Source organism: Peptoniphilus sp. BV3C26, from assembly GCF_000478985.1.
Classification (GTDB): Bacteria; Bacillota; Clostridia; order Tissierellales; family Peptoniphilaceae; genus Peptoniphilus_B; species Peptoniphilus_B koenoeneniae.
Genome location: NZ_AWXB01000034.1, coordinates 1 through 15,276, shown reverse-complemented (window position 1 = coordinate 15,276; position 15,276 = coordinate 1). Strand labels below are relative to the sequence as shown.

The following is a 15,276-nucleotide window of genomic DNA, read 5'->3' as shown; positions in this document are numbered from 1 at the left end:
TTATGGTAAAATTCAATAAAATATGTAAAGTGGTAGGATGATTATGAATAAAAAAAATATAATTTATGATTTTGCCATAATTGGCGGCGGAGTCCTAGGAAGTGCCATAGCAAGAGAACTTTCAAAATACAATTGTAAAGTCCTTGTTATTGAAAAAAACAACGACCTTTGTTTTGAAACAAGCGGTAGAAACTCTGGAGTTGTTCACGCAGGTTTTTCCTACGATACAGGCAGTTTAAAAAATATCTTTTGCTTAAAAGGAAATCTTATGTTTGACCAATTGTCAAAAGATTTAAGTTTTCCCTTTAAAAGATGTGGAAAATTACTTGTGGGAAAAAGCCAAGAAGACTTAGAAACTTTAAAAAGAGTTTTAAAACAAGGAGAAGCCAATGGAGTAAAAAACATGGAGCTAATTTGCGGACAAGAAAAAATTGCAAATATAGTGCCCTATACCATTGGAAATTACGCAGTTTTTTCTCACAACAGCGGAATAACAGATCCCTTTTTATTTAACATTGCCTTAGCAGAAAATGCCCATTTAAACGGAGTGTCTTTTGCCTTTAATCAAGAAGTAATAGGCATTGAAAAGGAAGAAGAGTTTTATAAAATTAAAAGTCCCAAAAACTCTTTTAGAAGTAAATGGATAATAAATTCTGCAGGTCTTAACTGCGGAAAGATTTCAAAAATGATGGGCATAGATTCCTATAAGGTAATAGGATCAAAGGGAGAATATATAATTCTTAACAAAGAATGTGGCAAGGATCTGCCCATGCCTGTTTATCCAGTACCAAGCAATACTTATATGGGAATCCATGTTACAAATACAGTTGACGGTAATGTTTTAGTAGGCCCCAACGCAGAAAATGTTTCTGATTTTACAGACTATACAGTTTCAAAAATTGGAGTGGAAGGCCTTGCTAAAAGTGCCAACGATTTGTGGAATAGGGTTTATAGAAAAGATTTCATCAGAACCTATGCGGGAATACTGCCTAAATGGGTTGACGAAAATAATATTATTCAAGACTTCAAAATTGAAATTAAAGATGAAGTTAAAAATTTCGTAAACTTAATCGGAATCGAATCTCCCGGCCTAACAGCTGCAGTTCCCATAGCCCAATATGTTCTTAAATTAATAAAAGATAGAATAAAATTGGAAGAAAAAGAAAATTTCATAAGCAAAATGCCTGAAAGGAAAAAATTTTCTCACATGACCTTTGAAGAAAAAAAAGAAGCCATCAAAAATAATCCAGATTTTGGAGAAATTATTTGCAGATGCGAGCACGTTTCAAAGGCAGAAATCTTAAATGCCATTAACAATCCCTTAGGCAGATGCAGTTTCAAATCTATTAAATATAGAACAAGAGCTATGACAGGTCTATGCCAAGGAGGCTACTGTCAAATGAGAATTGAAGAAATGATAAAAGAAGAGAAAAATTTAAAAGATGAAGATATCCTTTATGGCAACGAAAATACAAATATGTTTCCATCTAATGTAAGGGAGATATAAATGATTGATGCAATAATAATCGGTGGCGGCCCTGCAGGACTTGCCGCTGCAGTTGAACTAAAAAAAAGAAATGTAGATAATATATTAATAATCGAAAGAGAAAACCACTTAGGTGGAATCCTTAACCAATGTATTCATGACGGCTTTGGTTTAAGCAAATTTAAACAATCCCTAACAGGACCTGAATATGCCTCCCTATATATAGACCAAGTAGAAAAACTTAATATTAAATATCTCCTCAATACCATGGTTCTTGAAATTAACGAAAATAAAGAAGTAACTATAGCTTCAAAAAAAGGCATAGAAAAATTACAAGCAAAAAGTATTCTACTTGCCATGGGTTGTAGAGAAAGAACAGCTGGAATGCTTACAATACCAGGAGAAAGACCAGCAGGAGTTTTAACAGCAGGAGTTGCACAAAACTATGTAAACCTTCATAATATTCAAGTTGGTAAAGAAATAATCATCTTAGGCTCAGGAGATATAGGTCTTATAATGGCAAGAAGACTTACTTTAGAAGGAGCCCATGTAAAAATGGTAGTGGAAATAAACTCTTACCCAGCAGGCCTTCCAAGAAATGTTTTGCAATGTTTAAGGGACTATAACATTCCCCTTTTACTTAACAAATCAATTTCACAAATTCACGGAAAAAACCGAATTGAAGGAATAAGCCTGGAAGACCTTGATGAAAATGGAAATATAATTCCAAATAGCGAAAAATTTTATTCCTGCGATACCCTTGTTTTATCAGTAGGTCTTATACCAGAAAATGAACTTTCAAAAATGGCAGGAGTCCTTATAGATTCAAAAACCAACGGGCCTCAAATAAAATCCAATTACGAAACAAATGTAAAAGGTATCTTTGCAGCAGGAAATGTTTTGCAAGTTCACGATTTAGTAGATAAAGTATCAGATGAAGCAGAAAGAGCAGCAACAAGTATTTGTAAATATTTAGAAGAAAATGAAAAAGAAAATACAGAACTTTTAAATATTAAAACTGATTCAAACATATCCTATATCCTTCCCCAAAGCCTTGTGGCAAATGAAGAAGCGACAATTTCTTTCAGAGTTAGAAGGCCCATGGAAAATGTAAAAATTATAGTTAAACAAGGAGAAAATGAAATAAAAAAAATATCAGCAAGAAAAGCCATACCTGCTGAAATGATACAAATAAAAATTCCTGAAAATGTAATTAAAGAATCTGTTGATTTGGAGGTTTTCCTATGCCCGAAAAATTAATCTGTATATTATGCCCAAACGGCTGCCAAATTACCTACAAAAAAAATGAAAATGATCTAGAAATAATAGAACACGGTCTTTGTCCAAAGGGAGATGGTTTTGTAAAAAACGAAGTCTTCCATCCTGTGAGAACAATCTGCACATCAGTTAGAGTCTTAAATGGAGACCTGCCCCTTGTTAGCGTAAGAACGGACAGAGAAATCCCTAAAGATAAAATTTTTGAACTTATGAAACTTATAAAGTCACTAAGAATAGAAGCCCCAGTTAAAATAAACGACATAATATATGAAAACGCCCTGGGCCTATGTAATATAAAAGCAACAAAGACCATAAATAAAATTAGCTAAAAAAATCCGTTAGTAAGTTTATATATAAAACTTATTAACGGATTCTTTTTATTTAAATTAATAATATTAATCTTATAAATTTATTTTTAATTAAATATTAAATTCGGAACAAATAATACCAGTTGTGGGAAAAGTACAAGGACAATGTCCAAAAGTATGACAGCAACGAAAAATGGTATTGAATGCTTTACATAATCACTTATGGAAATTCCCATTATACCGCAAACAATATAGCATGCTGTTCCAACAGGAGGAGTCATACATCCCATTGTTACTATTGTCATCATACAAACTCCAAAGTGAACAGGATCTATTCCTAAGCTTTGTACTACCGGTAAAAATATCGGAGTTAATAAAAGTATATTTACATTGGAGTCAACTATCATTCCTGTAAAGAATAGGAAAAGTAACATTATCAAGGTCAATACTTTACCATTACTTGAAATACCTACTAAAAATCCTGATAGAACTGTAGGCGCATTAACATAAGTTAGTACATAGCTGAAAATTCCTGAGAAAGAAATAATCAGAATAATTGCACCATTATCTATTACAGTATTTACTACGGACATTTTAAATTTTTCCCAAGTAAGCTCTTTATAAACAAATACACCGATTATAAGAGCATATACAACAGCGAAAGCTCCTGCTTCTGATGGAGTGAAAATTCCAAATCTTATACCTACTATAAGAATAATAGGGAAAATAAGAGCCCAAATAGAAGTTTTTAAATCTTCTAAAATTTCTTTAGCAGATGCTTTTTCTATATTTGGTTCAGGTAAATCATAGCCATGCTTTTTTGAAGTTATACTTACAGTTACCATTAAAAATGTCATCATCAATATACCTGGCACTATACCTGCAGCAAAAAGTCTTCCTATGGAAACTTCACCTACAAATCCATATAAAATAAGTCCAAGAGAAGGTGGAATTGTGGCAGTTATCAGTGATGTAAGACAGATTACAGCAGCTGAATATCCCTTTGGATATCCCTTAGCATCCATTTCAGGTCCAAGTATTCTCGCTTCCATAGCAGCATCAGCTACAGCAGAACCGGAAACACCACCCATAAGAGTACTTAAAATTACACTTACTTGGGCAACCCCACCTGCTAAAGTTCTTGTTAAAAGTCTTGATAATCTTAAAAGCCTGTCAGTTATTCCAGTTTCATTCATAAGATTTCCTGCAAATACAAAAAATGGCACTGCAAGAAAGGCAAAGGATTGAGTTTGAGAAACTACCCTTTGTACTGCAACGGAAAGAGGTATTGCATTTGATGTAACAAAATAACTAATGCCTGAAATACCTATAACAAAAGCAATAGGCATATTAATAATTAAAAGTCCTATAAATAAAATAATCAAAATTGTCATTAGTTTTCACCTCTAATCATTCTTATGTCTTTTGCAATTAAAGTTAAAGTAGAAAGAATCATAAGCAAAGAACCTACAGGTAAACTCATTGTTACACATGCATAGCTTAACTTTAAAGATTGAAAACTTCTGTCCCAAGAATTCATAGTTAAATCAAATCCCTTAATAACAAATACTACTAATAAAGCTATCATAAGCAGATGACTTATAATTCTACAAATTCCATTTGCCTTTTTTGACATTTTACTTGTGAAGATATCAACCCCTACCAACTTTTCCTGCCTTAGAGCAATGTCAGCACCTATAAAGGCTAACCAAGCAAATAAAAGTTGTGCAACATCCAAACTTTTTTGCATAGGTATATTAAATTTTCTTGTAAGAGCTGATAAAAAAACCAGCACAACAACTAATATTAAAAATATACCGCAAATTATGGTTTCAAGTTTACACAACAAATCATAAATTTTCTTCATGCTATCCCTCATAAAATTAAAAGGGGCATATAGCCCCAGTTTTATTCACCTATAGCTTTCTTAAATTCTTCTCTTAATTGAGAGTATCCAAGTTTTTCATATACAGGTTCTACAGCTTGTTTAAAAGGTGTTTTGTCAATTTCACGAATTACCATACCCTTTTTAGCCATTTCTTCTTCATATTCCTTAATAGTACTGTCTACAATCTTTCTGTTTTCAGTACCAACTTTTTTGAATACTTCAACAAATTTTTCTTGAGCTTCTTTTGGCCAGCTGTTAAATACTTTAGCACCCATAACAGGAACAGTTACTAAGTTAAAATGTTCAGTCTTGTTTACATATTTACAAATTTCATAAAGTCTTGTCGGATATGCAGATGGTGTTTGTACTTCTGCTCCATCAAGGGCTCCTTGTTGAATTGAAGGATAAACTTCAGACCATTCCATAGGAGTTGCAATAGCACCCATAGCATTTATTGATTCAACAAAAATGTCGCTACCAATTGTTCTGATTTTTTTACCAGCTAAATCTGCAGGTGTATTTACTTCATTGTTGCAAACAAAGTTTCTTGGTCCGTTAAACCAGTTAGCTGTAATAACCTTTACGCCTTTTTCTTCAAATTGTTTTTCCCATCCTTTGTATAAGTCAGTTTCAACTAATTTATCAAGATCGTCAACATTTTCAAGAATGTATGGCATTTGGATAATACCAAAATCTTTTACATAAGATGCAAGTCTACCAGGGTCACTCATAGCTACAACAGGCACACCTTGAAGACCTTGTTCTAATACGTCATCAGTTCCGCCAAGGGCAGAAGAGAAGAATAATTGAACTTCGAACATTCCTGTTGCTTCAAGTTCTTTCTTTACTTCCATCATACCAATTGATTGAGTATCTTTTTCACCTTGAGTGTTTGCTATTTGTACTTTAATTTTTTCTGTACTTCTTTCACCCTTTGCTTCCGTTTGCTTCTTGTTGTTTCCTTCAGCAGGAGCTTCTTTCTTTTCAGATTTTCCGCAACCTACTAAAAGTCCTAAAACTAAAACGCTTAATAACACTAGTTTTAATCTTCTCATTAATTCTTCCTCCATAAATCTTTTAATGAATAATAAATTAAAAAATTTCCCAATTCATTAGGATGAATATCACCGTCATAATAAAATTTACTATCTGCCGGAAAAATGTCCCTTCCTTTTACTAATTTAAACTTAGGGTAATTTTTTAAAACTTTGATGATACTAGTTTCGATTTCAGTGAATCTTTTTTCTAAAGAAGGTTTTAATATTGGAATAGGACTTAAAACCACAACATTTTTGTCAAAAAATTTTTCATTGATAAGTTTAAAATAAAGATCAATTTCACCTTTTACCTCATCAATATTCTTATCAGAAAGAATGTCATTTGTCCCAAGACCTATAAAAATATTTTCGCAAGACACATTACAAAGTTGAGGAAGCTTATGATCAAAAATCATGCCTCCAACACTTTGATTTTTTATGTCAAACCCTTCCCTATGAAATAAATTCATAAATGTAAAAGATGGATAATCAGTTTCCATGCCTTGAGTAATAGAATCTCCAAAGGCTAAAATACTAGCCTTATAAGTATTTTCAAGAGTATCATATAAACCCTTTACTTCTTTAATTCTCCAAGTTGAAGTATTTGATAAAAATATCTTTACTGGTTTACCCACAAATTCTTTTTCTATTAAAACTTCAATTTGTTTTTTTCTATTTCCATACTCTATGTGCTTAAGAAAAATCTTATCCATATAAATATCAACATTTACAGGATCTCTTGCAAATTCTTCAACAGAAAACATCAATCTAAGCTCAGACCTTGGAATTAAATTTATTGCAATATTAGGACTGCAAAGACTTCTAATTCTAAAATCATTGTTCTCACTTAAATATTTATATTGTTCCTCTGAAAAACGAGTCTTATAATAACCGTCGCAAAACTTTATTTCTTCTTTTGTGCCTGAAAATAAATCTTCCATATGCCTCCCATAAGTTGTTCCACATTTCGAAACGTTATCATCATTTATGAAACTATTATAACCCATATCCTTAATTAAATCAATCGAGCCTGCTAAAGCATTGATAAATTTTTTTCAATTAGAGAAAAAAAATATGCTGCAATTACGCAGCATACCCTTTAAATAATTATTTACTCATTTTGTCTATAGCTTCCCAAAGACCGTTTAAATATGTTAAGCCCAAAGCTCTGTCATAAAGTCCGTATCCAGCTCTACCCTTTTCGTCCCAAATCATTCTTCCGTGGTCTGGTCTTATATAAACATCAGGACTTGTATCATATAAAGCTTTCATTATTTCAAACATATCAAGGCTACCGCAGTCACTATAGTGGGCTGACTCATAAAATTCCTTGTTTCCTATGTGCTTTATATTTCTAACATGAGCACAAGCTATTCTGCCCCTTTCACCAAAATGTCTTATAGCATCGGCAACTTTATAATTAGAATCAGTTCCCAAAGAACCAGTGCATAGGCAAAGAGAATTTGCAGGAGAATCAACTAAAGAAAGAATCCTATCAAATTGTTCAAGACTATGAGAAATTCTCGGAATTCCAAAAACTGGCCATGCAGGATCATCAGGATGAACTGCCATCCTTACCCCATATTTTTCACAAGTAGGAATTATTCCTTCAAGGAAATATTTATAATTTGCAAGAAGTTTTTCTTCATCAATATCCTTATAAATTTCAAGGACTCTTTCTAATTCCTTTAATCTTTCAGGTTCCCAACCAGGAAGAGAAAAACCACCAGAATTTTTTATAGTACTTTCAACTAAAGCTTGAGGAGTAAGACCCTTTAAATCTTTATCATTGTAATAAAGAGTGTTAGAGCCATCAGCCAAGACCTTTGCCAAATCAGTCTTAAGCCAGTCAAAAACAGGCATAAAATTGTAAACTACAACCTTTACTCCACACTCAGCAACATTCTTGATAGATTCCTTGTAATTTTCAATATACTTATCCCTTGTAGGAAGACCCATTTTAATGTCTTCATGAACATTTATACTTTCTATTACCTCAACCTCAAGACCAGCATCATTAACTCTCTTTACAAACTTGCCAAAAATTTCCTTGTCCCAAACTTGTCCAGCCTCAAAATCGTCCATCATAGCCATTATTCCACTGCAATTTGGAATTTGTTTTATATATTTCAAAGGTATCGGATCAGAATCTCCATACCATCTAAAAGTCATTTTCATAATATCACCTTAAATATTTTTTTAACGTGCTTCTTACAGCACCCTTGCCCATGCTTAATTCCTTCAGATACTCAACAATCAAATCTGCTAACCCAGCCTTTTCAAGATCAAGACCGAAAATAGTTTCATTTTTAAGCAGCTTTCTTATAGCAGCCTCATCAATATTTCCAATCTCCATGTTTTCATAAATCTTTTTCAAATCAGAAAGCAAAGGATCAGCACTTAAATCAAACTTTTGTAAATTATCATCAAGACCAAAAAGATATCTAAGCCATCCAGCAATAGCCAAAGGTATAAACTTAAGCTCATTAACTTTTCCAGCCTCAACATATTTCTTTATAGTTTGACCAAATCTAATAGGAATCTTTTGAGAAGTATCAGTCGCAATTCTTTGAGGAGTATCAGGAATGAACCTATTAGGTAGACGCACATCAATAACCTCATCAATAAAAGCCTTGGGACTTAAAATCTTGGGATCCACAACAACAGGAAGAGCCTCATCATAACCGATTTTCTTAATTAGAGAAACTAAATCTTGGTCCTTCATCTCAGCAGCAATAGAATCATAACCTAAAATGCAACCATAAACTGCAAGACAAGTGTGAAGAGGATTAAGACAAGTAGTAACCTTCATAGTCTCAACCTTGTTAACAGTATCCCTATTAGTTAAATAAACCCCAGCCTTATCAAGATGATCACGACCATTTTTAAAATCATCCTCAATAACAAGATACTCAGCCTCTTCAGAATTAACAAAAGGAGCAATATAAGTTTTCTTGTCCGTTACAATAGCATCCATATTCTCAAAGCCCTTGCCAATTAAATAATCCCTAATCTCATCAGCAGGCCTTGGAGTGATCTTATCAATCATAGTCCATGGAAAACTTACAAACTCATCACTATCAACAAAATCTACAAAATCATCCTCAACCTTATTATTTTCATTCCAAGCCCTTACAAAATACATAATAGAATCCTTAAGCTTTTGACCATTATGTGAACAATTGTCAAGACTTAACATAGTAATAGGCAATTTGCCCGCCTTAAATCTTAAATACAAATAATAAGCAGCCCTAGCCATTAAATGTTTTGAATCCTCAGGATTGCCAAGACCATCCTCCCTAGCAAGATCAGTAACAAGACCTTGAGGAGTATGAATGTTGTATCCCTTTTCAGTAATGGTAAAAGACATAATCTGTAAATCTTTATTCTTAACTATCTCTTCAATTCTTTCCTCATCCCTAGAAAGAACCAAACCCTCCACAAGATTTGCAATTAAATCTGTAGAAAACTTGCCATCCTTATTTAAAGTAAGAGAAAGAGTCAAATTATCAAAAGGCTTGTAAATGTGGTCGATAATTTCAGAATCAAAACTCTCAACAACACTTATGCCCCTATTAGAAAGACCCTTGTTAATTAAATCCTGATTGACCCTGGCAATATATCCACGAAAAATATTTCCCGCACCAAAAGCAAGCCAATGGGGATCCCTTAAAGAATCTTCTCTCAATTTTCCAACATCGTAACTTGGAAATTGGTCAACACAATCTTTTAATTTATTAAAATTATCTAAACTAAGCTTCAAACTAACACCCCTTAAAAAATATTGCACCTATTCATTAACTCTTTGGAGCTTAAATTGGTTTTAAATTACAAAGATGCTAATAACAGTATAGCCATAAAATATTTATTAGGCAAACATAAATATAAATTCAACATCAATTAAATATTAAGACCAATGTAGGGACCAATTTATTGGTCCGGCGGCGTAGCCGAACGAAATAAAATAAAATAAAAAACGATAAAGCATAAATATAAATTCAACATCAATTAAATATTAAAACCATGTAGGGACCAATTTATTGAATATTAAAACCATGTAGGGACCAATTTATTGGTCCGGCAGCGTAAGCCGAATGAATTGAAATAAAATAAAAAATGAAAATGAAAAAATGGAGAAAAAATGTAAATTGAAAAAATTTAAAACAAAATGCTTTACGTAGAGCGTAAAAAATATATTTATAAAATATTGAATTTGTTTTCTCTCCCAACACACACGGACCGGTAAACCGGTCCCTACAACTCTCATAATATTTTATAAAATATTGATTTTTTTCTCTCACTCAACACACACGGACCGGTAAACCGGTCCCTAGAGGATTTTCAAGGGTTATGGTAAATAATGAGTAAATCTCTGCAAATGAATGTAGGGACCAATTTATTGGTCCGGCGGCGTAAGCCGAATGAAATAAAATAAAAAACAATAAAACATAAATACAAAAATAATTTTTATTGAAATTTAAAACAAATATTGAATTTGTTCTCTCTCCCAACACACACGGACCGGTAAACCGGTCCCTACAACTCTCATAATGTTTTATAAAATATTGAATTTGTTTTCACGCCCAACGCACACGGACCGGTAAACCGGTCCCTACAGGATTTGTAAGGGTTATGATAAATAATGAGTAAATCTCTGCAAATGAATGTAGGGACCAATTTATTGGTCCGGCGGCGTAGCCGAATGAATTGAAATAAAATAAAAAATGAAAATGAAAAAATATAAATTCAACATCAATTGAATATTAAAACCAATGTAGGGACCAATTTATTGGTCCGGCGGCGTAAGCCGAATGAAATAAAATAAAATAAAAAACGATAAAGCATAAATATAAATTCAACATCAATTGAATATTAAAACCATGTAGGGACCAATTTATTGGTCCGATCGCCGTAAGGCGAATAAATTGAAATAATGTAAAAAATGAGAAAGAAAAAATGGAGAAAAAATGTAAATTGAAAAAATTTAAAACAAAATGCTTTACGTAGAGCGTAAAAAATATATTTATAAAATATTGAATTTTTTATCTCTCCCAACGCACACGGACCGGTAAACCGGTCCCTAGAACTCTCATAATGTTTTATAAAAAAATTGAATTTGTTTTCACACCCAACACACACAGACCTTAGCAGATATTTGCAACCAAATCAAAGATTTGGGCAAATAGTTGCATGAGACCTACCACGATTTTTTTCAAAAATCGGGTTAGGTCTTCAAACCGGTCCCTAGATGCTCTCATAATGTTTTATAAAAAAGGGCAAAAAAATAACTCTATTGAAAGAGCAAAACAAAAAGGGCAAGCAAAACAAATAAGGCAAAAATTCAAAAATTCAAACAAAAAAAATTATATGGCGGGGGAAGAGTCCTTGCCTCCAGAAACCATATAATCACGTAAAGACTCAAGAGCCTTCTTTTTAATTCTATTGATGGTACGGGTAGAAACATTTAATTCCGAAGCAACAGAAGCCAATTTCATGCCTCTGTAATAGATCATTTGAATGACCTGCCTCTCCTTTGAAGGAAGAAGCCCCAAAGCATCAGAAAGGTCTTTGGAAAAAGGAAAAACCTCCTCCTCCAAAGTGGGAGTCAAAATTTCATCAGAATAGGGCAAAGAATCGGAATACTTTCTTAAATAACGAAAAGTGTCCAAATAATAGATCCTCAAACCGCTTTTTATGTAGGCGCCAAAAGTGGTCCCGCGATGGGGATCAAAGTTTTTTAAAGAATTTAAAATGAAAAGACAACCATCTTGAAAAAGGTCCTCATACTCCTTCATAACAGGGCAATATTTTTTGATGCTGGCCTTAATAAGAGGTTCATACTTTTTTAAAATCTCCTCCTCTCTTTTCTTTAAAGCTTCATCTGTCTTAAAATTAATTTGATTTTTATAATCCATAATTCCTCCTAAAATTCTTGAACGTTTGTTCTTTTTATTTATTATAACACCCTTCTTATAAAAAGAACAGATGTTTTTTTATTTTTTTAAAAATTTTTTAGGATTATTTTGAGCCTGAGATTTTAAATTTGAGCAATAAAAAAACCCGATTTCTCGGGTTTTTTATTTTTTAAGCTAAATTATTTAGCTACATAAGTTATTGTGTTGCTTGGATTTGCTTTGTTAAACGCAGTAATTACAGCATTAACATGACCAGCAACTCCACCTAATTTAGATTTGTTAGCCCATTCATAGTTAGGGTCTTCATTAACCATTCTTAGGATGTTATCTCTATCAGCGATTACTTGTTTAGCTAATCTTTCAATTTCTGCTTTGTCTGTAGAACCTGCTGCAGTGCTAAGTGCTTTTAGAGCTGCTAAATCTTTTCCTAATTCAGCCTTAGCTGCCATAAGTTCTGGGGATTCATCAACAATAATATCGCCGTTAGCATCAAGTGCTACTCTTGCATATTGACCAGTCTTAATTTCTTCATAAGCAGGTTTAACAATTGTTAAGTGAATTCTTTGACCAGGTTGTACGTTTTCTAATGCTCTAGCTGATTCTTGAGAAATAGCAAATGTGAATTCTGCACCATTAGCTACAAGACCATTATCAGGATTGTCATATCTTACGTTTTTAACTGTAAGCATTGGTTTTTCGATTGAAACACTTTCAAGTGCTACAAAGTAAGCAGTTACTTTAGTTTCATCGTTAACGTTTGTTCCGTCAACTCTTGCTAATCCTCTACCGTCATAGTTAACTACAGAAATACCATTTTTAATGAATTCAGGTGTTACAAGTTTAAATACTTTTACAGAAATGTCATTCTTGTTGTAAGTGTAATCTCTGTTATCGATTTGAACATATTTACCAACTTCAAGTTGTCCTTCTAAGAATTGGTAAGCTCTTGGTCCGATAGTTACGTTTTTAATAACTCTATTATCAGCACCTTCAAGATCTATAGCTGTTACTTGGCCATAAGTCTTGTGAACGTCTTTAATTCTTAAAATTGGGTCTTCAGAATAATCAATTCTTACTTGTCCGAATTTTCCAACTTTGTTGTCAGCGTTTACTCTTGAAGATATAACGTCAAATTTTTCAAATCTGTCATTATATCCAGCAGCGTTTTGTGGTCTGTTAAATCCTGGGAACCATTTGTCAAATGCTCTCATATCAAGAGTAGTTTGTTCTCCCTTAGTGTTTTCAACAGTAAGTTCAAATCCTCTGTTTGTTGGGCTAACAACTCTGAAAGTTTTTTCATTTAATTGGTCATCAGTTACAACGTTAAATACAACGATGTTTGCTTTGTTGTATTGTCTTCCTGTTTTACCAATTACATCATATCCAACATATACTTTTGGAACAAATCTTCCGTCTTTAACTTCTACAAGGTCACGAGCTTTTGTTTTGTCAACTTCTGTTAACCAGCCGTTGTCTTCATCAGCTACAAAGAATCTTGTATCAGCTGTAAATTCAGCTTTTGTAGATGGCATTCTGTCAGCATTAAATTTTGCGCCTTTACCATCTTTATCATTTAGAATGTTCCAAGTATTTGCATAAACTGTGATGTCGTCTTTTGTTACATTTGCAACACCTTGTGCAGTTTTTTCAGCTACGCCATACCATCTGTTGTTTAATCCGTCAGTTGCTCCAACTGCAGGGTTACCAAGTTCCATAATGTGAGAAGCTACGCCGTCTTTTTCATTTTTGTCAGTGATAACTTCTACTAGAGAACCAACATATAATCTGTCAAAAGGTTTGTTTAGTATGTTAAGGTTAGCATATCCAACTCTTCCTGTGTTGTCAGTGTAAGTTGTTTTTCCATCAAGTGCAATTTTGAATTGTTTGTCACCTTGGTTGATGATTAATTTACCATCTTCGTATCCGCTTACTACACCAATTCTTGTTCCGTAATCTACATCATGTCTTGTATCATAGATATACATAGCATTGTAAATCATTTGGAAAGCAAGGTTTCTTGTTGCAGGGTCATTTGAGTTTGCATATTCGATTCCGTTAAGAATTCCAAGTTCTGCTGCCCAAGTTAACCAGCTACCTGGCCATTGTGCGTTTGCTACCATTTGTGGTGTTAGATCTTCTTTTACAAGAGCTACTAACATTTTAGCAAGTTCTGCATAAGATACGTTCTTTTCTGGTTTGAATGTTCCATCAGGATATCCTGCTAACATTGCTACACCCTTAGGTCCTTTTAATTTAAAAGTTCCTACTGTAACGAATCCGTTTGCCCAGTGATCTGCTTTTACATCTGAGTAAGGTACTGATGTTGCTTTTACAAGGTCAGCTAATTTTTCTTGACCCTTTGCATAAACTAACATCTTAGTTACTTCTGCTCTTGTGATGTTCTTGTCTAATGCAAGATCGTTCTTTTCTTCGCCTGGTTTGAAGATTTTTCTTCCTTCAACCAACTTTTGGTCGACCATCCATTGAATTTTTGCTGATGGAGAAGTTTTCTTTGCTTCTTCCTTCTTTGCTTCAACTTTTGAGTCGGCTGCGAAGACACTTGTGAATGTTCCTAGTACCATTACTAGTGATAGTACTAATGAAAGAAATTTTTTGTTCATATTGTCTTTCGACCTCCTTAAGTTTTTTGTAGACTCTACAAAAGCTTTAAGCTTCTGTGCGTGATGTTCTTTCTACATCACTTAGAGGTGACAAGAAAATATTTTTAATATTTAGTTGTCATTGTTCCTCTCTTGCTATTATTATACACTATGCCTTTTAAAAGTAAAATTACAGTTATATTACATATTTCTCTTTTATGTAATATTGCTGATATATTTTCGCCTTTTGCTGTTTTTTACCTTTGCCATTACGGTGTTTTGGGTGGGGTGGGGATGAAATATGCAATGAAAAAAAATGAGCATCTAGGGACCAATTTATTGGTCCGACGGCGTATGGCGAACGAAATAAAATAAAAAATGAAAATGAAAATTTATAAATAAATGGTTTATTGAAAAAATTTAAAACAAATATTGATTTTGTTTTCTCACCCAAGGCACACGGACCGGTAAACCGGTCCCTACAACCCACAAAATCCCACGCATAAATTTATGGTAATTTTATCCACACATGGAATCCACGAAGGAACGTGGGGTAATTTTGTGCGAAGAGGTTTCAAAAGATTAAATATTTGCAAGCGAATGTAGGGACCAATTTATTGGTCCGGCGGCGAAGCCGAATTATTTAAAATAAAAAATAGATAAAACATAAATACAAAAATAATCTTTATTGAAAAAATTTAAAACAAATATTGATTTTGTTTTCACACCTAACACACACGAACCGGTAAACCGGTACCCTACCA

General features: G+C 33.2%; 11 protein-coding genes. 3 read left to right on the top strand and 8 right to left on the bottom strand.

Annotated elements, in window-relative coordinates; genetic code table 11:
- Positions 1-43: 43 nt before the first annotated feature.
- From HMPREF1253_RS03060 to HMPREF1253_RS03050, 3 genes are read left to right on the top strand one after another with little or no spacing between them, the layout of a single operon-like run.
- Positions 44-1,507: an NAD(P)/FAD-dependent oxidoreductase gene (locus HMPREF1253_RS03060; protein ID WP_036739314.1), complete on the top strand. Its 1,464-nt coding sequence runs from the start codon at positions 44-46 to the stop codon at positions 1,505-1,507.
- Complete coding sequence (locus HMPREF1253_RS03055; protein WP_023055300.1) at positions 1,508-2,746, top strand: NAD(P)/FAD-dependent oxidoreductase; 1,239 nt, start codon at positions 1,508-1,510, stop codon at positions 2,744-2,746. It begins immediately after the preceding gene.
- Positions 2,731-3,093, top strand: coding sequence for a DUF1667 domain-containing protein (locus HMPREF1253_RS03050; protein WP_023055303.1), 363 nt, complete (start codon positions 2,731-2,733; stop codon positions 3,091-3,093). The genes HMPREF1253_RS03055 and HMPREF1253_RS03050 overlap by 16 nt, the downstream gene beginning before the upstream one ends.
- An 86-nt stretch (positions 3,094-3,179) precedes the next feature.
- Here HMPREF1253_RS03050 and HMPREF1253_RS03045 read toward each other — a convergent pair whose 3' ends face one another.
- From HMPREF1253_RS03045 to HMPREF1253_RS09615, 8 genes are all read right to left on the bottom strand, one after another.
- Positions 3,180-4,466 (bottom strand): TRAP transporter large permease, encoded by a 1,287-nt coding sequence (locus HMPREF1253_RS03045; RefSeq protein WP_023055299.1) that lies wholly within the window; start codon positions 4,464-4,466, stop codon positions 3,180-3,182.
- Positions 4,466-4,939 (bottom strand): TRAP transporter small permease, encoded by a 474-nt coding sequence (locus HMPREF1253_RS03040; protein WP_023055286.1) that lies wholly within the window; start codon positions 4,937-4,939, stop codon positions 4,466-4,468. Before HMPREF1253_RS03040 ends, HMPREF1253_RS03045 begins: the two co-directional genes overlap by 1 nt.
- 41 nt (positions 4,940-4,980) lie before the next feature.
- Positions 4,981-6,015: a C4-dicarboxylate TRAP transporter substrate-binding protein gene (locus tag HMPREF1253_RS03035; RefSeq protein ID WP_023055284.1), complete on the bottom strand. Its 1,035-nt coding sequence runs from the start codon at positions 6,013-6,015 to the stop codon at positions 4,981-4,983.
- Positions 6,015-6,938 carry an SGNH/GDSL hydrolase family protein gene (locus tag HMPREF1253_RS03030; protein ID WP_023055288.1) on the bottom strand — a complete coding sequence of 308 codons (924 nt, stop codon included), beginning with the start codon at positions 6,936-6,938 and terminating at the stop codon, positions 6,015-6,017. The genes HMPREF1253_RS03035 and HMPREF1253_RS03030 overlap by 1 nt, the downstream gene beginning before the upstream one ends.
- Before the next feature lie 166 nt (positions 6,939-7,104).
- Complete coding sequence (uxuA, locus tag HMPREF1253_RS03025; protein ID WP_023055308.1) at positions 7,105-8,175, bottom strand: mannonate dehydratase; 1,071 nt, start codon at positions 8,173-8,175, stop codon at positions 7,105-7,107.
- A 4-nt stretch (positions 8,176-8,179) separates the two neighbouring features.
- Entirely contained in the window at positions 8,180-9,760 is a 1,581-nt protein-coding gene (locus tag HMPREF1253_RS03020) for a mannitol dehydrogenase family protein (protein ID WP_023055298.1), read from the bottom strand.
- 1,600 nt (positions 9,761-11,360) lie between these two features.
- Positions 11,361-11,912 carry a sigma-70 family RNA polymerase sigma factor gene (locus HMPREF1253_RS03015; RefSeq protein WP_023055302.1) on the bottom strand — a complete coding sequence of 184 codons (552 nt, stop codon included), beginning with the start codon at positions 11,910-11,912 and terminating at the stop codon, positions 11,361-11,363.
- A 179-nt stretch (positions 11,913-12,091) separates the two neighbouring features.
- Positions 12,092-14,533, bottom strand: a complete 2,442-nt coding sequence (locus HMPREF1253_RS09615; RefSeq protein WP_023055290.1) for an S-layer homology domain-containing protein — start codon at positions 14,531-14,533, stop codon at positions 12,092-12,094.
- Positions 14,534-15,276: the final 743 nt, after the last annotated feature.